Annotated in this window: 12 protein-coding genes; 3 read left to right on the forward strand and 9 right to left on the reverse strand. The window is 72.5% G+C overall.

Features of this window, described 5'->3' with window-relative positions; genetic code table 11:
• Window positions 1-53: 53 nt before the first annotated feature.
• The 3 genes from AC1DY2_RS05720 to AC1DY2_RS05730 are packed head-to-tail and all read right to left on the reverse strand — an operon-like array spanning window position 54 to window position 1,650.
• A complete protein-coding gene (locus AC1DY2_RS05720; RefSeq protein ID WP_476761541.1) occupies window positions 54-815 on the reverse strand; it encodes an ABC transporter ATP-binding protein in 762 nt (253 codons plus the stop codon).
• A complete protein-coding gene (locus tag AC1DY2_RS05725; protein ID WP_476761542.1) occupies window positions 812-1,387 on the reverse strand; it encodes a TetR family transcriptional regulator in 576 nt (191 codons plus the stop codon). Before AC1DY2_RS05725 ends, AC1DY2_RS05720 begins: the two co-directional genes overlap by 4 nt.
• Before the next feature lie 23 nt (window positions 1,388-1,410).
• The gene (locus AC1DY2_RS05730) at window positions 1,411-1,650 is read right to left on the reverse strand and encodes a hypothetical protein (RefSeq protein WP_476761543.1); all 240 of its coding nucleotides are present in this window, start codon (window positions 1,648-1,650) and stop codon (window positions 1,411-1,413) included.
• Between the two features lie 124 nt (window positions 1,651-1,774).
• Here AC1DY2_RS05730 and AC1DY2_RS05735 point away from each other — a divergent pair, with 124 nt between their 5' ends.
• Window positions 1,775-2,827 (forward strand): LLM class flavin-dependent oxidoreductase, encoded by a 1,053-nt coding sequence (locus AC1DY2_RS05735; protein WP_476761544.1) that lies wholly within the window; start codon window positions 1,775-1,777, stop codon window positions 2,825-2,827.
• Window positions 2,828-2,918: 91 nt separating this feature from the next.
• Window positions 2,919-5,045 (forward strand): RecQ family ATP-dependent DNA helicase, encoded by a 2,127-nt coding sequence (locus tag AC1DY2_RS05740; RefSeq protein WP_476761545.1) that lies wholly within the window; start codon window positions 2,919-2,921, stop codon window positions 5,043-5,045.
• Between the two features lie 46 nt (window positions 5,046-5,091).
• On the opposite strand, the gene paaZ is transcribed toward AC1DY2_RS05740, so the two are convergent.
• The 6 genes from paaZ to AC1DY2_RS05770 all read right to left on the reverse strand — a co-directional run bounded on the left by paaZ (window position 5,092) and on the right by AC1DY2_RS05770 (window position 13,627).
• Window positions 5,092-7,191, reverse strand: coding sequence for a phenylacetic acid degradation bifunctional protein PaaZ (paaZ, locus tag AC1DY2_RS05745; RefSeq protein ID WP_476761546.1), 2,100 nt, complete (start codon window positions 7,189-7,191; stop codon window positions 5,092-5,094).
• A gap of 49 nt (window positions 7,192-7,240) precedes the next feature.
• Window positions 7,241-8,110 (reverse strand): 3-hydroxyacyl-CoA dehydrogenase family protein, encoded by an 870-nt coding sequence (locus AC1DY2_RS05750; protein WP_476761547.1) that lies wholly within the window; start codon window positions 8,108-8,110, stop codon window positions 7,241-7,243.
• Entirely contained in the window at window positions 8,107-8,892 is a 786-nt protein-coding gene (locus AC1DY2_RS05755) for an enoyl-CoA hydratase/isomerase family protein (protein WP_476761548.1), read from the reverse strand. The genes AC1DY2_RS05750 and AC1DY2_RS05755 overlap by 4 nt, the downstream gene beginning before the upstream one ends.
• A complete protein-coding gene (locus AC1DY2_RS05760; RefSeq protein ID WP_476761549.1) occupies window positions 8,892-10,088 on the reverse strand; it encodes an acetyl-CoA C-acyltransferase in 1,197 nt (398 codons plus the stop codon). Before AC1DY2_RS05760 ends, AC1DY2_RS05755 begins: the two co-directional genes overlap by 1 nt.
• A 258-nt stretch (window positions 10,089-10,346) precedes the next feature.
• Complete coding sequence (locus AC1DY2_RS05765) at window positions 10,347-12,617, reverse strand: DEAD/DEAH box helicase (RefSeq protein WP_476761550.1); 2,271 nt, start codon at window positions 12,615-12,617, stop codon at window positions 10,347-10,349.
• A gap of 281 nt (window positions 12,618-12,898) precedes the next feature.
• Window positions 12,899-13,627, reverse strand: coding sequence for a hypothetical protein (locus tag AC1DY2_RS05770; protein WP_476761551.1), 729 nt, complete (start codon window positions 13,625-13,627; stop codon window positions 12,899-12,901).
• A gap of 166 nt (window positions 13,628-13,793) precedes the next feature.
• Here AC1DY2_RS05770 and AC1DY2_RS05775 point away from each other — a divergent pair.
• Window positions 13,794-14,400, forward strand: a 607-nt coding sequence (locus tag AC1DY2_RS05775) for an alpha/beta hydrolase (RefSeq protein ID WP_476761552.1), incomplete at its 3' end; no start/stop codon positions are given.

The following is a 14,400-nucleotide window of genomic DNA, read 5'->3' on the forward strand; positions in this document are numbered from 1 at the left end:
GAGCAGGCCACGCGGGGCGACGCTGCCGACGGTGCCCGCTGCTGCCGAGGCGGTCATGCCGCGCTCCTGGAGCTGTCGTCGCGAGCGGCGTCGTCGCTCAGCACGAGGTCGAAGAAGGCACGTTCGAGGTCGGCGCCGTCGGGGGCGAGCGCGCCGATCGCGCGGCCGTCGTTGATCACCGTGATCCGGTCGGCGACGCGGGCGACCTCGTCGAGATGGTGGCTCGAGACGAGGATGCCGGCGCCCGCGGCGGCCCGGCGCAGGAGCGACTCCCTCAGCAGGATCACGCCGGCGGGGTCGAGCGCGTTCGTCGGCTCGTCGAGCACGATGACATCGGGATCGTGCAGCAGGGCCGCCGCGAGGCCGACGCGCTGCCGGTTGCCGAGCGAGAGCCGGCTGGTGCGCACCGGCGCGTACCGGTCGAGGTCGAACTCCCCGATCGCGCGGTCCACGAGGCCGAGGACTCGGCCGGGGTCGATACCGTGCAGACGTGCGGCGATCTCGAGGTTGCCGCGAGCGATGAGCTCGGCGTAGGCGAGCGGCTGCTCGACCAGGTGGCCGACGCGGGCCCACGTCGCGGCATCCGCCGATCGGATCGCGACGCCGTCGACGAACACCTCGCCGCGATCGGGCCGGAGCATGCCGAGCAGCACGCGCATGAGCGTCGTCTTGCCGGCACCGTTGAGGCCGACGATCGCGTGGATCTCGCCGGCGGCCACGGTGAGGTCGACGCCGCGAAGCCCCGCCCCGCCGCGGAACGAGCGTACGATGCCGCGGCCCTCGAGTCGCAGCACCGCCCCGGGCTGCGTGGTCATGCCGCCACCTCGACCACGTCGAGGGCCTGCTCGATTGCCTCCCCGAGCGATCGCCGCTCGTCCTCGGCCCAGATGAACAGGCCGGCCACGAGAGCCGCGAGCACGGATGCCGCGGCCACCCGCGCGACGTCGGGGGCGGCGCCGTCGGCGACGAGCTGGTCGATGATCGCCTGCTCGGTGTTGCCGGTCGAGCGCCAGACGGCCCCTCGGAGGGCGGGCGTGCTCGCCGCGATGCGCACCCGGCGCCGGATGACGGGTGCCTCGGGCTCGGGCAGCGAGCGCCACGACGCGCGGACGCCGCGCGCCGCGCGGAGGAACGGCGGGAGTTCCTTCGGCTGGGCGGCGATCGCCGCGGTGATCTGCGGATCGTACGGGTCGTCGAGGAGCAGGTGCTCCTTCGCGGGGAAGTAGCGGAAGAAGGTCATCTCCGTCACGCCGGCGGCGTGCGCGATCTGGGCCACCGTGGTCTGGTCGTAGCCCTGCTGCTCGAACAGGTCGAGTCCTGCATCGAGGAGCGCAGCGAGGGTGCGCTCCCGCTTCGTGGGTCGCGTCCGCGCCGGCGCTGAGGTCATGCAGGAATGTTCCTCGCTAACATTCACTGCGGCAAGGCCGCGCCGAGTGTCGTCTCGTGGGTCACGGCATGCCCACGCGGCATCCGCTCGCCTGATCGCTGCCACCAGGCGTGACGACGTCGCGGCGGCGACCCGGTCGTCGCGCCGGCCATGGCCGCCTCCTCGACCCGCTCCCGCGCGACCCGACGCCGCTCGAGCTCCTGCTCGAGGCGTGCGTCGTGGGCGGCCTGCAGGTGCGGGAAGGACTGCTCGGTGATCAGCATGGTTCGCTCCGGTTCGTGTTCGTACCGGTCACGTTCCTCGCTAAGGCGGGTGCCCGGGATCGGTCGGATGCCGTATCTTCGTGGGCACGACGGCCGTCGGGCCTCAGGCGAGGGGAATGAGCGGATGCCGCAGGGCGCTGTACCGGATGTGACGAAACGCATCGGATTCCTCTCATTCGGCCACTGGTCTGACACTCCCGGCTCCAAGACCCGCAACGCGTCCGACGTGCTGCTGCAGTCGATCGACCTGGCCGTCGCCGCAGAAGAGCTGGGGGCTGACGGCGCGTACTTCCGCGTGCACCACTACGCGAACCAGCTCGCGAGCCCGTTCCCGCTGCTCGCGGCCGCTGGGGCGAAGACGAACCGCATCGAGCTCGGCACGGGCGTGATCGACATGCGCTACGAGAACCCGCTCTACATGGCCGAGGACGCGGCCGCCGCCGACCTGATCGCGGGCGGCCGACTGCAGCTCGGCGTCAGCCGCGGCTCACCCGAGCAGGTCGTCGACGGGTACCGCTACTTCGGCTACGAGGCACCCGAGGGCCAGACGATGGCGGATGTCGCGCGCAACAACACCGAGGTGTTCCTCAAGGTGATCGACGGCGCCAGGTTCGCCGAGCCGAATCCGCGCCCCATGTTCCCGAACGCGCATCCCGGTCCGCTCGGCATCCAGCCGCAGTCGCCGGGGCTCCGCGACCGGATCTGGTGGGGCGCCGCCTCCGATGCGACCGCCGTCTGGGCGGCGGAGCAGGGCATGAACCTCATGAGCTCGACGCTCAAGACCGACGAGACGGGCGAGCCGTTCCACGTGCAGCAGCGCAAGCAGATCGAGGCGTTCCGGCAGGCCTGGACGGAGGCGGGGCACGAGCGCGAGCCGCGCGTCTCGGTGAGCCGTTCGATCTTCGCGCTCGTGAGCGACGAGGACTTCGCCTACTTCGGCGGAGGCCGGCGCGAGGATTCCGACCAGTTCGGGGTCATCGACGACTACCGCGCCGTGTTCGGCCGAAGCTACGCCGCCGAGCCCGAGGCGCTGATCGAGGAGCTGCGTGAGGACGAGGCCATCGCCGCCGCCGACACGCTGCTGCTGACGGTACCCAACCAGCTGGGCGTCGACTACAACGCGCACGTGCTCGAGGCGATCCTCACGCACGTCGCTCCCGAGCTCGGCTGGCGCTGAGGTCGGCTGGCGCTGAGCTCGGCTGGCGCTGAGGTCGACGGGCGCTGAGGATGCGGAGGCGGCTGTCGGCGGGATGGACGAGAGTGGGGGCATGACCCTCACCCCGCCACCCGCCGGCGCGGGCGCCGACACGCGAGCCGACACGAGAGCCGCGGCGCTCGCCGCCCTGCGCGAACTCGTCGGCCGCGACGACGCCGAGTTCCACGACGGGCAGTTCGAGGCGATCGAGGCGCTCGTCGAGGAGCGGCGGCGCGCGCTCGTGGTGCAGCGCACCGGGTGGGGCAAGTCGGCGGTCTACTTCGTCGCGACATTGCTGCTGCGCCGGCGCGGCGCGGGGCCGACGGTGCTCGTCTCGCCCCTGCTGGCGCTCATGCGCGACCAGATCGCCGCCGCCGAACGAGCCGGCGTGCGCGCGGTCGCGATCAACTCGACGAACGCCCACGAGTGGGCCGACCTGCTCGCACAGCTCGACCGCGACGAGGTCGACGTGCTGCTCATGTCCCCCGAGCGGCTCAACAACCCCTCGTTCCGCGAGCAGCAGTTGCCGGCGCTCGTGCGGCGGATCGGCCTGCTCGTCGTCGACGAGGCGCACTGCATCAGCGACTGGGGGCACGACTTCCGGCCCGACTACCGGCGGCTCCGCGACCTCATCGCGCAGATGCCGGCCGGCGTGCCGGTGCTCGCCACGACCGCGACCGCCAACAGCCGCGTGGTGGCGGATGTCGCCGAGCAGCTCGGCGCGGCCGGCGAGGTGCTCACCATCCGCGGACCGCTCGCCCGCGCCTCGCTGCGACTCGGCGTGCTGCGCCTTCCGAACTCGCCGAGCCGCCTGGCCTGGCTCCTCAGCCACCTCGACGACCTGCCGGGGTCGGGCATCATCTACACGCTGACGGTCGCCGCGGCGAACGACACCGCCCGCCTGCTCCGCGAACGCGGGCACGAGGTGCGGGCCTACACGGGACAGACCGACACTGACGAGCGCACCGAGTCCGAGGGCATGCTGAAGCGCAACGAGGTGAAGGCGCTCATCGCCACGAGCGCGCTCGGCATGGGCTTCGACAAGCCCGACCTCGGCTTCGTGGTGCACCTGGGCGCGCCGTCGTCGCCCGTCGCGTACTACCAGCAGGTCGGCCGCGCGGGCCGGGCCAGCGAGAGCGCCGACGTGCTGCTGCTGCCCGGCACCGAGGACGGCGACATCTGGCACTACTTCGCGACCGCCTCGATGCCCGACCGTGAGCGCGCCGAGCGGGTCATCTCCGCGCTGTCCGACATGCCCGTGTCGACGCCGGCGCTCGAGGCCATGGTCGACATCCGGCGCTCCCCGCTCGAGCTCCTGCTCAAGGTGCTCGACGTCGACGGTGCGGTGCGACGGGTGCAGGGCGGCTGGGTCGCGACCGGTGCGCCCTGGGTCTACGACGCCGAGCGCTACGCCCGCATCGCCGCCGAGCGCGAGGCGGAGCAGCAGCACATGATCGAGTACGAGCAGACCGACGGATGCCGCATGGAGTTCCTCCAGCGTTCCCTCGACGACGAGACGGCCGCACCGTGCGGTCGCTGCGACAACTGCGCGGGCGTCTGGTTCCCCAGTGAGATCGAGGCATCTGCGACGGCCTCTGCCGCGGAATCCCTCGACCGGGTGGGCGTGCCCATCGAGCCCCGACGCGCCTGGCCCACCGGCGCCGACCGGCTCGGCGTGCCGGTGAAGGGCCGTATCGCCCCGACCGAGCAGGCYGGCGAGGGGCGGGCGCTCGCTCGGCTCACCGACCTCGGCTGGGGCGGCACCCTGCGCGAGCTGTTCGCCGCCGGCGCTCCCGATGCGGCCGTGCCCCCACAGGTGCTCGCGGCCTGTGTGCGGGTGCTGGCCGACTGGGGCTGGGCCGAACGGCCGGTCGCCGTCGTCTCGGTGCCGTCGCGCTCACGGCCACTGCTGGTCGACTCGCTGGCCCGGGGGCTCGCCGAGGTCGGGCGGCTCCCCTACCTCGGCGCCCTCGCCCCGGTCGACGGCGGCCCGACGGGGCAGCCCGGCGGCAACAGCGCCTTCCGCCTCGCGGGGCTCTGGAACCGGTTCACCGCCGACGGCATCGACGTGCCCGCCGGYGGCGTCCTCCTCGTCGACGACCAGGCCGACAGCCGCTGGACGCTCACGATCGCCGCACGAACCCTGCGCCAGGCGGGCGCCACCGAGGTGCTGCCGTTCGTGCTGGCGCTGCGCGGCTGACGGGCCGCCGCACCAGACCGAGCCTCGCAACTCGACCGAGGGGCGCCTATGCCGCCTCGGGCGCCAGCTCCTTCGCCACGAGCGTCAGCACGTCGTAGGTCGCCACGAGCTCGTCGTCCTGGTTCTTCAGCACGGCGTCCCAGCGCACCTCGCCGTACTCGTCGGTCTCACGCGGCGTGATCTGCTTCGCCGTGAGCTCGACGCGGATCGTGTCGCCGGGCGACACGGGCGTGATGAACCGCAGGTTCTCGAGGCCCGAGTTGGCGAGCACGGGGCCGGGCGCCGCATCCACGAAGAGCCCCGCCGCCCACGACACGAGCAGGTAGCCGTGCGCGACCCGGCCGGGGAAGAACGGGTTGGCGGCGGCGGCCTCCTCGTCCATGTGCGCGTAGAACGTGTCGCCGGTGAACGCGGCGAATGTCTCGATGTCCTCGAGCGTCACGGTGCGCGACGCCGACACGACCTGGTCGCCGATGCGCAGTTCCGCCAGCGACTTGCGGAACGGGTGCTCGCCACCGGGCTGCGACGCCGCGCCCTGGTGCCAGACGCCGGTGAGCGCGGTGAGCATCTCGGGCGACCCCTGCACCGCGGTGCGCTGCATGTGGTGCAGCACCGCGCGGATGCCGCCGAGCTCCTCACCGCCACCGGCGCGACCCGGTCCACCGTGCACGAGGTTCGGCAGCGGCGAGCCGTGACCCGTCGACGAGCGGGCGTCGTCGCGGTCGAGGAACAGCACGCGACCGTTGTAGGCGGCCATCCCCGTCGCCAGCGCGATCGCCACCTCGGGGTCGTGGGTCGCGACGCTCGTGACGAGCGATCCGCCGCCGCGCGCCACGAGCGCGGAGGCCTCGGCGAGGGAGCCGTAGCCGACGATCGACGCGACCGGCCCGAACGCCTCGACCTCGTGCAGGGCAGGGCTCGTGGCATCCGTGAACCGCAGCAGCATGGGGGCGACGAAGGCGCCGTCGGAGGTCGCACCGGTCGCGCCGTCGGCCTGCACGACGCTCGGGGCGTCCGTCGACCCGATCACGAGCTCGCCGCCCGACGCCTGCAGCTTCGCGACCTGGCGCAGCACCTCGTCGCGCTGCGCGGTCGACGCGAGCGGACCCATCGTGACGCCCTCGGCGCGAGGGTCGCCGAGCACCACGCGTTCGGCGATGCGCGCGCGCACGGCGTCGATCACCGAGTCGACGGATGCCGCGGGCACGATCGCCCGGCGGATGGCCGTGCACTTCTGGCCCGCCTTGCTCGTCATCTCAACGACGAGTTGCTTCACGTACGCGTCGAACTCGGGCGTTCCCGCAACCGCATCGGAGCCGAGCACGCTCGCGTTGATCGAGTCGGTCTCGACGGTGAACCGCACGCCGCCGGTCTGCACGGCCTCGTGCTGGCGCAGGCGCTCGGCGGTCGACGCCGAGCCCGTGAACGCCACGAGGTCGCCGAGGCGCAGGTGATCGAAGAGGTCGGGCACGCTGCCCGACACGAGCTGGAGCGAGCCCTCCGGCAGCAGCCCCGACTCGACGAGGATGCGCACGAACGCCTCGGCGACGTAGCCGGTCGGCGTCGCCGGCTTCACGAGCGTCGGCATGCCGGCGAGGAACGCGGGCGCGAACTTCTCGAGCGAGCCCCACACCGGGAAGTTGAACGCGTTGATCTGCACCGCCACGCCCGGCAGCCGCGTGTAGATGTGCCGGCCGAGGAACGAGCCGTCCTTCGACAGGTTCTCGACGTTGCCGTCGACGTAGACCTTCGAGTTCGGCATCTCGCGACGGCCCTTGCCCGAGTAGGTGAAGAGCACGCCGATGCCGCCGTCGATGTCGACCCACGAGTCCTGCTTCGTGGCGCCGGTGCGGCTCGACAGCTCGTACAGCTCGGCCTTGTGCTCGGTGAGGGCGAGGGCCATCTGCTTGAGGAGCACGGCCCGCTGATGGAACGTGAGCTCGCCGAGGGAGGCCTGTCCGACCGTGCGCGCGTACTCGAGCGCCCCGCCGAGGTCGAGGCCCTCGGTCGAGACGCGCGCGACGACGTCGCCGGTCGATGCGTCCCGCACCTCGGTCGCCCCGCCCGCGGCGTCGACGGCGGCCGCATCGGGGGACCACCACGCACCCTTCACGTAGCTCGGCAGGATCTCGTTCGTCTGGCTCATCGTTCGTTCCCCGTCTTCGTCGTCTTCATCGTGTTCGAGTGGTCGTGGATCACGGCGCATCCCACAGGTAGAAGCCCTCGCCCGTCTTGCGGCCCAGCTTGCCCTCGTCGACCATGCGACGCAGCAGCGCGGGCGGCGCGAACCGCTCGCCGAGCGTCGACGACAGGTACTCGGCGATCCCGAGGCGCACGTCGAGCCCGACGATGTCCGTCAGCCGCAGCGGCCCGACCGGATGCTTGTAGCCGAGGGTCATGGCCGCGTCGATGTCCTCGGCGGAAGCCACGCCGTCCTCGAGCATGCGGATCGCCTCGAGCCCGAGCACGACACCGAGCCGCGACGACGCGAAGCCCGGGGCATCCGTCACGACGATCGGGGTCTTGCCGATCGCGTGCACCCACTCGCGCGCCTCCGCCACGAGCACGCCGTCGGATGCCGCGCCGCGCACGATCTCGACGAGCGTCGACGCGGGCACGGGGTTGAAGAAGTGCATCCCGAGGAACCGCGAGGGGCGTTCGAGCAGGGCGGCGAGCTGGTCGATCGAGATCGACGACGTGTTCGAGGCGAGCGCGGCCTCGKGCGGCAGCACCGCCTCGACGCGGGTGAGCGCGTCGATCTTCAGCTCGAGGTCCTCGGGCACGGCCTCGACGACGAGCCCGCAGCCGGCGAAGTCCCGCACCTCGGTGCTCGTGGCGAACCGGGCGGCGATGGCCGACTCCTCATCGTCGGYGGTGCCGCGGGCGACGGATGCCGCGACGGACTCGAGCACGCGCGTCGAAGCCGCGGCTGCGGCATCCGCGTCGCGCTCGACGACCGTGACGCGCGACCCGGCGAGCAGGAACGCGTGCGCGATGCCCGCGCCCATGCGTCCACCGCCGAGCACGCCGACGTCGGACGGGGCACCGGTCGCGGTCTCGGTCACTTGTGCTTCCTTTCGGTGGCGCGTCGCTCCAGGAACTCGGTCATCCGACGGAACTTCTCGGGGCTCTCGAAGAGCGCGGCCTGCGTCTCGAGGTCGACGGCGGGGTGGTCGGCGCGCGGCGCGCGGAAGACCCGCTTCGTCGCGATCGTCGCCGCCGGGTCGTTCCGGGCGATGCGATCGGCGATCGCGTGCGCGGCGGGCAGGAGCTCGTCGACGGGATGCAGTTCGCTGACGAGCCCGATCTCGCGCGCCTCGTCGGCGTCGATCGCCCGCCCGGTGAGCAGCAGCTCGATCGCCCGGGCCTCGCCCACGATCTCCTTCAGGCGCCAGCTCGCACCGGCCGCCGCGATGATGCCGAGCCCGGTCTCGGGGTTGCCGATGCGCAGTCGCGGCGTCGCGATGCGGATGTCCGCCGCGTAGGCGAGCTCCGCGCCGCCGCCGAGGGCGTACCCGTCGAGGGCGGCGATGACGGGCATGGGCAGCTCGTGCACGCGCACGAACGCGTTCGCGTTGATGCCGCGGCGCGCGTCATCCGCTCGCCGTTCACGGAGCTCCGCGATGTCGGCGCCCGAGGCGAACACGCCGCCGGCGCCCGTGAGGATCAGGATGCGCGGGATCGCCTCGAGCTCGGCGCAGAGCACGTGCAGCGCGTCGATCGTGGGCTGGTCGATCGCGTTCTTCTTCTCGGGACGGTTGAGCGTGGCGACCACGCGGTCGTCGAACCGCTCGATGCGCAGCGGGCCGTCGGCGTCGCCCTCGGGCAGGGGATGCGCCGCGCCCATCACACGCGCTCCACGATGAGTGCCGTGCCCTGACCGACGCCCACGCACATGGTGGCGAGGCCGTAGCGCGAGTCCTCGCGCTCCATGCGCCCGAGCAGGGTCACGACGAGGCGCGAGCCCGACGAGCCGAGCGGATGCCCCAGGGCGATCGCCCCGCCGTCGGCGTTCACGCGCTCGGGGTCGAGCCCGAGGCGGCGGATGCACGCGAGCGATTGCGTGGCGAAGGCCTCGTTGAGCTCGACGGAGCCGATCTCGTCGAGGTCGAGGCCGGCGCGCTCGAGGGCCTTCTCGGTGGCGGGCACGGGGCCGAGGCCCATGATCTCGGGAGCGAGGCCGGCGCTCGTGCCGGTGACGACCCGGGCTCGCGGCGTGAGGCCCAGTCGCTCGACCGCGGCGCCGCTCGCCACGAGGATCGCGGAGGCCCCGTCGTTCAGCGCGCTCGAGTTGCCGGCCGTGACCACGGAACCACCGGCCACGACGGGCCGCAGACCGGCGAGCGCCTCGAGCGTGGTCTCGGGGCGCGGACCCTCGTCGACGAGGACCTCGCCCTTGTGCGTCGGCACGCCGACGATCTCGGCCTCGAACCGCCCCGCCGCGATGGCGGCGGCCGCCCGCTGCTGGCTGCGCAGGGCGAACGCGTCGGCGTCGGCGCGCGTGATGCCGTCGACGCGGGCGACCTCCTCGGCCGTCTCGGGCATGGCGTACGTGGCCTTGTCACGGGCCTGCAGCTTCGGGTTCGGGAAGCGCCAGCCGATCGACGTGTCGTAGGCCGCGCCCGGACGTGCCCACGCCTTGTCGGGCTTGGCCTGCACCCACGGCGCCCGCGTCATCGACTCGACGCCGCCCGCGATGATGAGGTCGGCGTCGCCCGCGCGGATGGCCTGCGCGGCCATCGTGATCGCGGACATGCCCGAGGCGCAGAGCCGGTTCAGCGTCACGCCGGGCACCTCGTCGGGAAGGCCGGCGAGCAGCACCGCCATGCGGGCGACGTTGCGGTTGTCCTCGCCGGCCTGGTTCGCGGCGCCGAGGATCACCTCGTCGATCGCGCCGAGCTCACCGGCCGTGTCGAGCCCGGTGCGCCGGACGAGCTCGCCGACCACGAGGGCCGCGAGGTCATCGGGTCGCACTCCCGCCAGGGCGCCGCCGTAGCGGCCGACCGGGGTGCGCACTCCGCCGACGAGGTAGGCCTCGGCCATGCCAACACTTCTGGACACAGAGTCTCCTGACCGCACTGTCTCGGATCGAACGCCGCGATTCCCAGCGTAGGCGGGCGGCGTCCCGGCATCCGGCCAAGAATTCCTGACCGACCGTTCAGGTAGTAATTATGGCAAACGGATGCCGCGTGCGCCAGTCGCCGACCGTGGTCCCGGTCGGACCGCCTGCTCCTTGGGGATGACGAAGGCCCGCCTCCACTCGGGAGACGGGCCTTCGCATGCTCAGTGCGAGCGGATGGGTCAGACGGCCGGTGCGGCGTCCTCGTCGGTCGCAACCTCGACGACCTCGACGGTCTCGACCTCGGCCACGAACTCGACCGACTCGCCCCAGACGTCGTCGCCGAGCGCGACGCGCTCGAAGTCGACGTCGATCTCGGCGCGACCGAGGAGGTCGGTCATGCGACGCTGGCGGTTGCCGGGGATGAGCGTGACGACGCGACCCTCCTTGCCGGCGCGGCCCGTGCGGCCGGAGCGGTGGAGGTAGGTCTTGTACTCGTCGGGCGCGTCGGCCTGGATCACGAGGTCGATGTCGTCGACGTGGATGCCGCGCGCCGCGACATCCGTCGCCACCAGCACGTTGACCCGGCCGCTCGTGAGCTGCTGCAGGTTGCGCGTGCGGCGCGACTGGTTCAGGTCGCCGTGGAGGGCGACGGCACGGATGCCGTAGTCCTCGAGGTGCTCGGTGAGGTCTTCGGCGAAGGCCCGGGTGCGCGAGAACACGAGGGTCTTGCCCTCACGGTTGGCGAGCTGGGCGACCATGTCGCGCTTCTCGCGGTTCTCGATGATGAACACGCGGTGCTCGATCGTCGAGGAGGCCTGGTCTTCACCGGCGACCTCGTGCACGGCCGGCTCGACGAGGAACTCGTCGACGAGCGTGGCGACGCCCTTGTCGAGCGTGGCCGAGAAGAGCAGCTTCTGGCCGCCCTGGGCCGTGCGGCGGAGGATCCGCTGCACCGGCTCGAGGAAGCCGAGGTCGCACATGTGGTCGGCCTCGTCGATGACGGTGACGACGACCTCGGACAGGTCGAGTCGACGCTGCTCGATGAGGTCCTCGATGCGGCCCGGCGTGCCGATGACGATGTCGACGCCGCGCTGGAGGGCGCCCACCTGGCGGGCCTGGGGCACGCCGCCGTAGATCTGCGTGGTGAAGAGACCGACGCTCTGCGCGATCGGCTGCACCGTGCGGTCGATCTGCAGGGCGAGCTCACGGGTCGGCGCGAGGATGAGGGCGCGGGGCTTGCGACCCATCTGGCGCTTGCCGCCGGCCTTGCCCGACTCCGCCCAGAGCGTCATGAGGCGCTCGACGGTGGGGGCGCCGAAGGCGATCGTCTTACCCGATCCGGTCTTGCCGCGGCCGAGGACGTCGCGGCCCTCGAGCACGGCGGGGATCGTCGCGGCCTGGATGGGGAACGGCGACTCGGCGCCGAGCTCCGCGAGCACGCGGACGACGTTGGCGCCCAGGCCCAGGTCGGCGAACGTCACGCCGTCGACCTCGGTCGCCTGGATGGCGTCGGCCTCGAGCCGCTCGAGCACGACGTCGTCGTTCGGCGAGAAGCGGTGACCCTGCTCCTTGGCCGGGTAGAAGCTCGACTCGCGACGACCGGAGTCCTTGAAGCCGGGGCGGTCGACGTCGCGGCGGGGCGCGCGGTCGTCGCGGTCGTATGACCGAGCCGGACGGTCGTTGCGATCGAACGAGCGGGCGGGACGCGCATCGCGGTCGAACGAGCGGGCGGGGCGGTCGTCGCGGTCGCGGCGAGGCGCACGGTCGTCACGATCGAAGGAACGCGCCGGGCGCGCGTCACGGTCGAACGAACGGGCCGGACGCGCATCGCGGTCGAACGAACGCGCAGGGCGGTCGTCGCGGTCGCGGCGAGGCGCACGGTCGTCACGATCGAAGGAACGCGCCGGGCGCGCGTCACGGTCGAACGAGCGAGCCGGGCGGTCGTTGCGATCGAACTCGCGACGGGGCGCGCGGTCGTCGCGATCGAACGAACGAGCGGGGCGCGCATCGCGGTCGAAGGAACGCGCCGGGCGCGCGTCACGGTCGAACGAACGGGGAGCGCGGTCGTCGCGCCGAGGCGCGCGGTCGTCACGATCGAACGAACGGGCCGGACGGTCCTCGCGGTAGTGCGAGCGAGCCGGGCGGTCGTTGYGGTCGAACTCGCGACGGGGCGCACGGTCGTCGCGGTCGAACGAGCGAGCCGGACGTGCGTCGCGGTCGTCGCGGCGGGGGGCGCGGTCGTCGCGGTCGAACGAGCGGGGGGCGCGCTCGTCACGGCCGTCACGCACCGAGCGGTGGGGGGCGCGGCCGGTGGCGACGCGCTCGTCGCGCGACCAACGCTCCTTGCGGGGGGCGTCCTCTTCGGGGCGGTAGCCGCGGTGGCCCGCGCTGCGCGAGCCGGGCTTGGCCGATCCGGCGCGCGCCGGGCCGCCCTTGGAGCCGCCCTTCGCGTACGAGGGATCGAAGTTCTTGGCCGGTCGTCCGCCGGCGGGCTTCTTGTTCTTGGGCATGGGTGACACTTCCTGGGTTGTACTGAAGTACATGGCAGGCCCGCCGGGCGCACGAAGCGCGCAGCAGGTCTGAGAACCCGGAACATCGTCGACCGGGGCCGTTCACATACGGTGACTATCCGAGGCCCGTTCGCCTCGAAACCGGCCCTTTGGACTCACAAACCCATCCGCGCACAGCGCGGTGTCCAGAACCGACTCGGCAACGATACCGGAAAACGGCTGGGAAAGCGCCGAGCGGCACCCGCGATGTCGGATGCCGCTCGGTCACGTCGTTCCGCGAATCAGCCCTCCGGCGCCGGAGTGGGCTCCGCCGTCGGCTCTGTCGTGGCCGGCGGGTAGACCAGCGTCCACGCGCCCTCGCCGCACTGGTAGAAGGACACGGGCGCGGTCGCGGTGTCGATGTAGATGTCGCCGTCCGCCGTGCAGGCGTCGGCTTCCGGCTCGCCCTGTCCGAGCAGGATCTGCGTGCCGGGCGCGCCCGGTGCTCCGGCCTCGCCCGTCGCCCCGGTCTCGCCGGTGGCGCCGGTCTCGCCCGTGGCCCCGGTCGCACCGGTCGCCCCGGTGAGGTTCTCGGCCGCCGAGGTGCGGATGTTGCCGACGAGCGTCCACTCGCCGTCCTTGAAGAGGTAGACGTCGGAGTTCGAGATGTCGATGTAGACGTCGCCCTCGTAGCCCTTGCCCGCCGTGGGCACCCCGGTACCCGCACGCACGGCCGAACCCGCCGGCAGGATCTCCTTGATCGCCTCCTCGTAGGCGGCCTCGTCGAGCTGCGCCTCGGTCGCCGTGGGCGTGGGCGCGGCCTCGACCGTGTCGTTCGACCGCGCGAGCGAGGCGCCGAGGAACGAGGCGAGGAAGGAGAGCAGCACGATCGCGACGCCGACGCCGATGAGGAAGCCGCGGCTCACCCCGGACGAGCGCTTCGGCTCGTCGGCGGGACCGGTCTCTGCGGCGGAAGCCCCTGCCGGCGGTGGCGTGGAGGGGTTCGGCGTGGTCTGCGGGTCGTCGGTCATGTGGAGCCCCCTCGCGTTCTCGCGCTCCGGGTCGAACCGTCGATGTGCGGACCCCAGGCACGTCGCGCCCAGCGTAGTGAGCGGCCCGTAGGCCGACGCCACGCAGACTGCATGAAATCGCGAAGGTGAGATAGCATCACTGGCACCCCTGAACCCGGAGCCCGGTGTGACCTCGACCCGTATCGCAGGCGGTCGAGGCATCCGCTCCAGGCGGGCGGCCGCGGCCGCGCTGGCCGCCATCGCGGCCATCGTCGGCGTGGGAGCGCTCTCCGGGTTCCACACGCAGCTGCGCGAGATCGATCCATCAGGTCCGGATGCCGCGAGCGAAGTCGGCAGCGCCGAGATCATCGGCATCCGCACCTTCACGCCGCCCGCCGGCATCGACGTGCAGGCCGATCTCGAGTACGGCACCCGCGAGGACGGCACCCTGCTCACGCTCGACGTGTGCAGCCCCGCGCCCGACGCGCTCGTCGCCGCACGTCCGGCGGTCGTCTCGATCCACGGCGGCAGCTGGGCCCGCGGCGACAAGGCCAACGCCGACTGGCGGAACGTGTGCGTGTGGCTCGCGAGCGAGGGCTTCGTCGCGGCATCCGTCAACTATCGGCTCGTGCCCGACGCGCGCTTCCCCGCCGCGATCGACGACGTGGCGCTCGCGGTCGAGTGGCTGCGCGCCCCCGATCAGGTCGAGCGGTTCGGCATCGACCCGGCGCGCATCGGCGCGTTCGGCGGGTCGGCGGGCGGCAACCTCGCAGCACTGCTCGGGACCACGGGCG

The sequence above is a fragment of the Agromyces sp. P1_H4 genome (assembly GCF_056405255.1).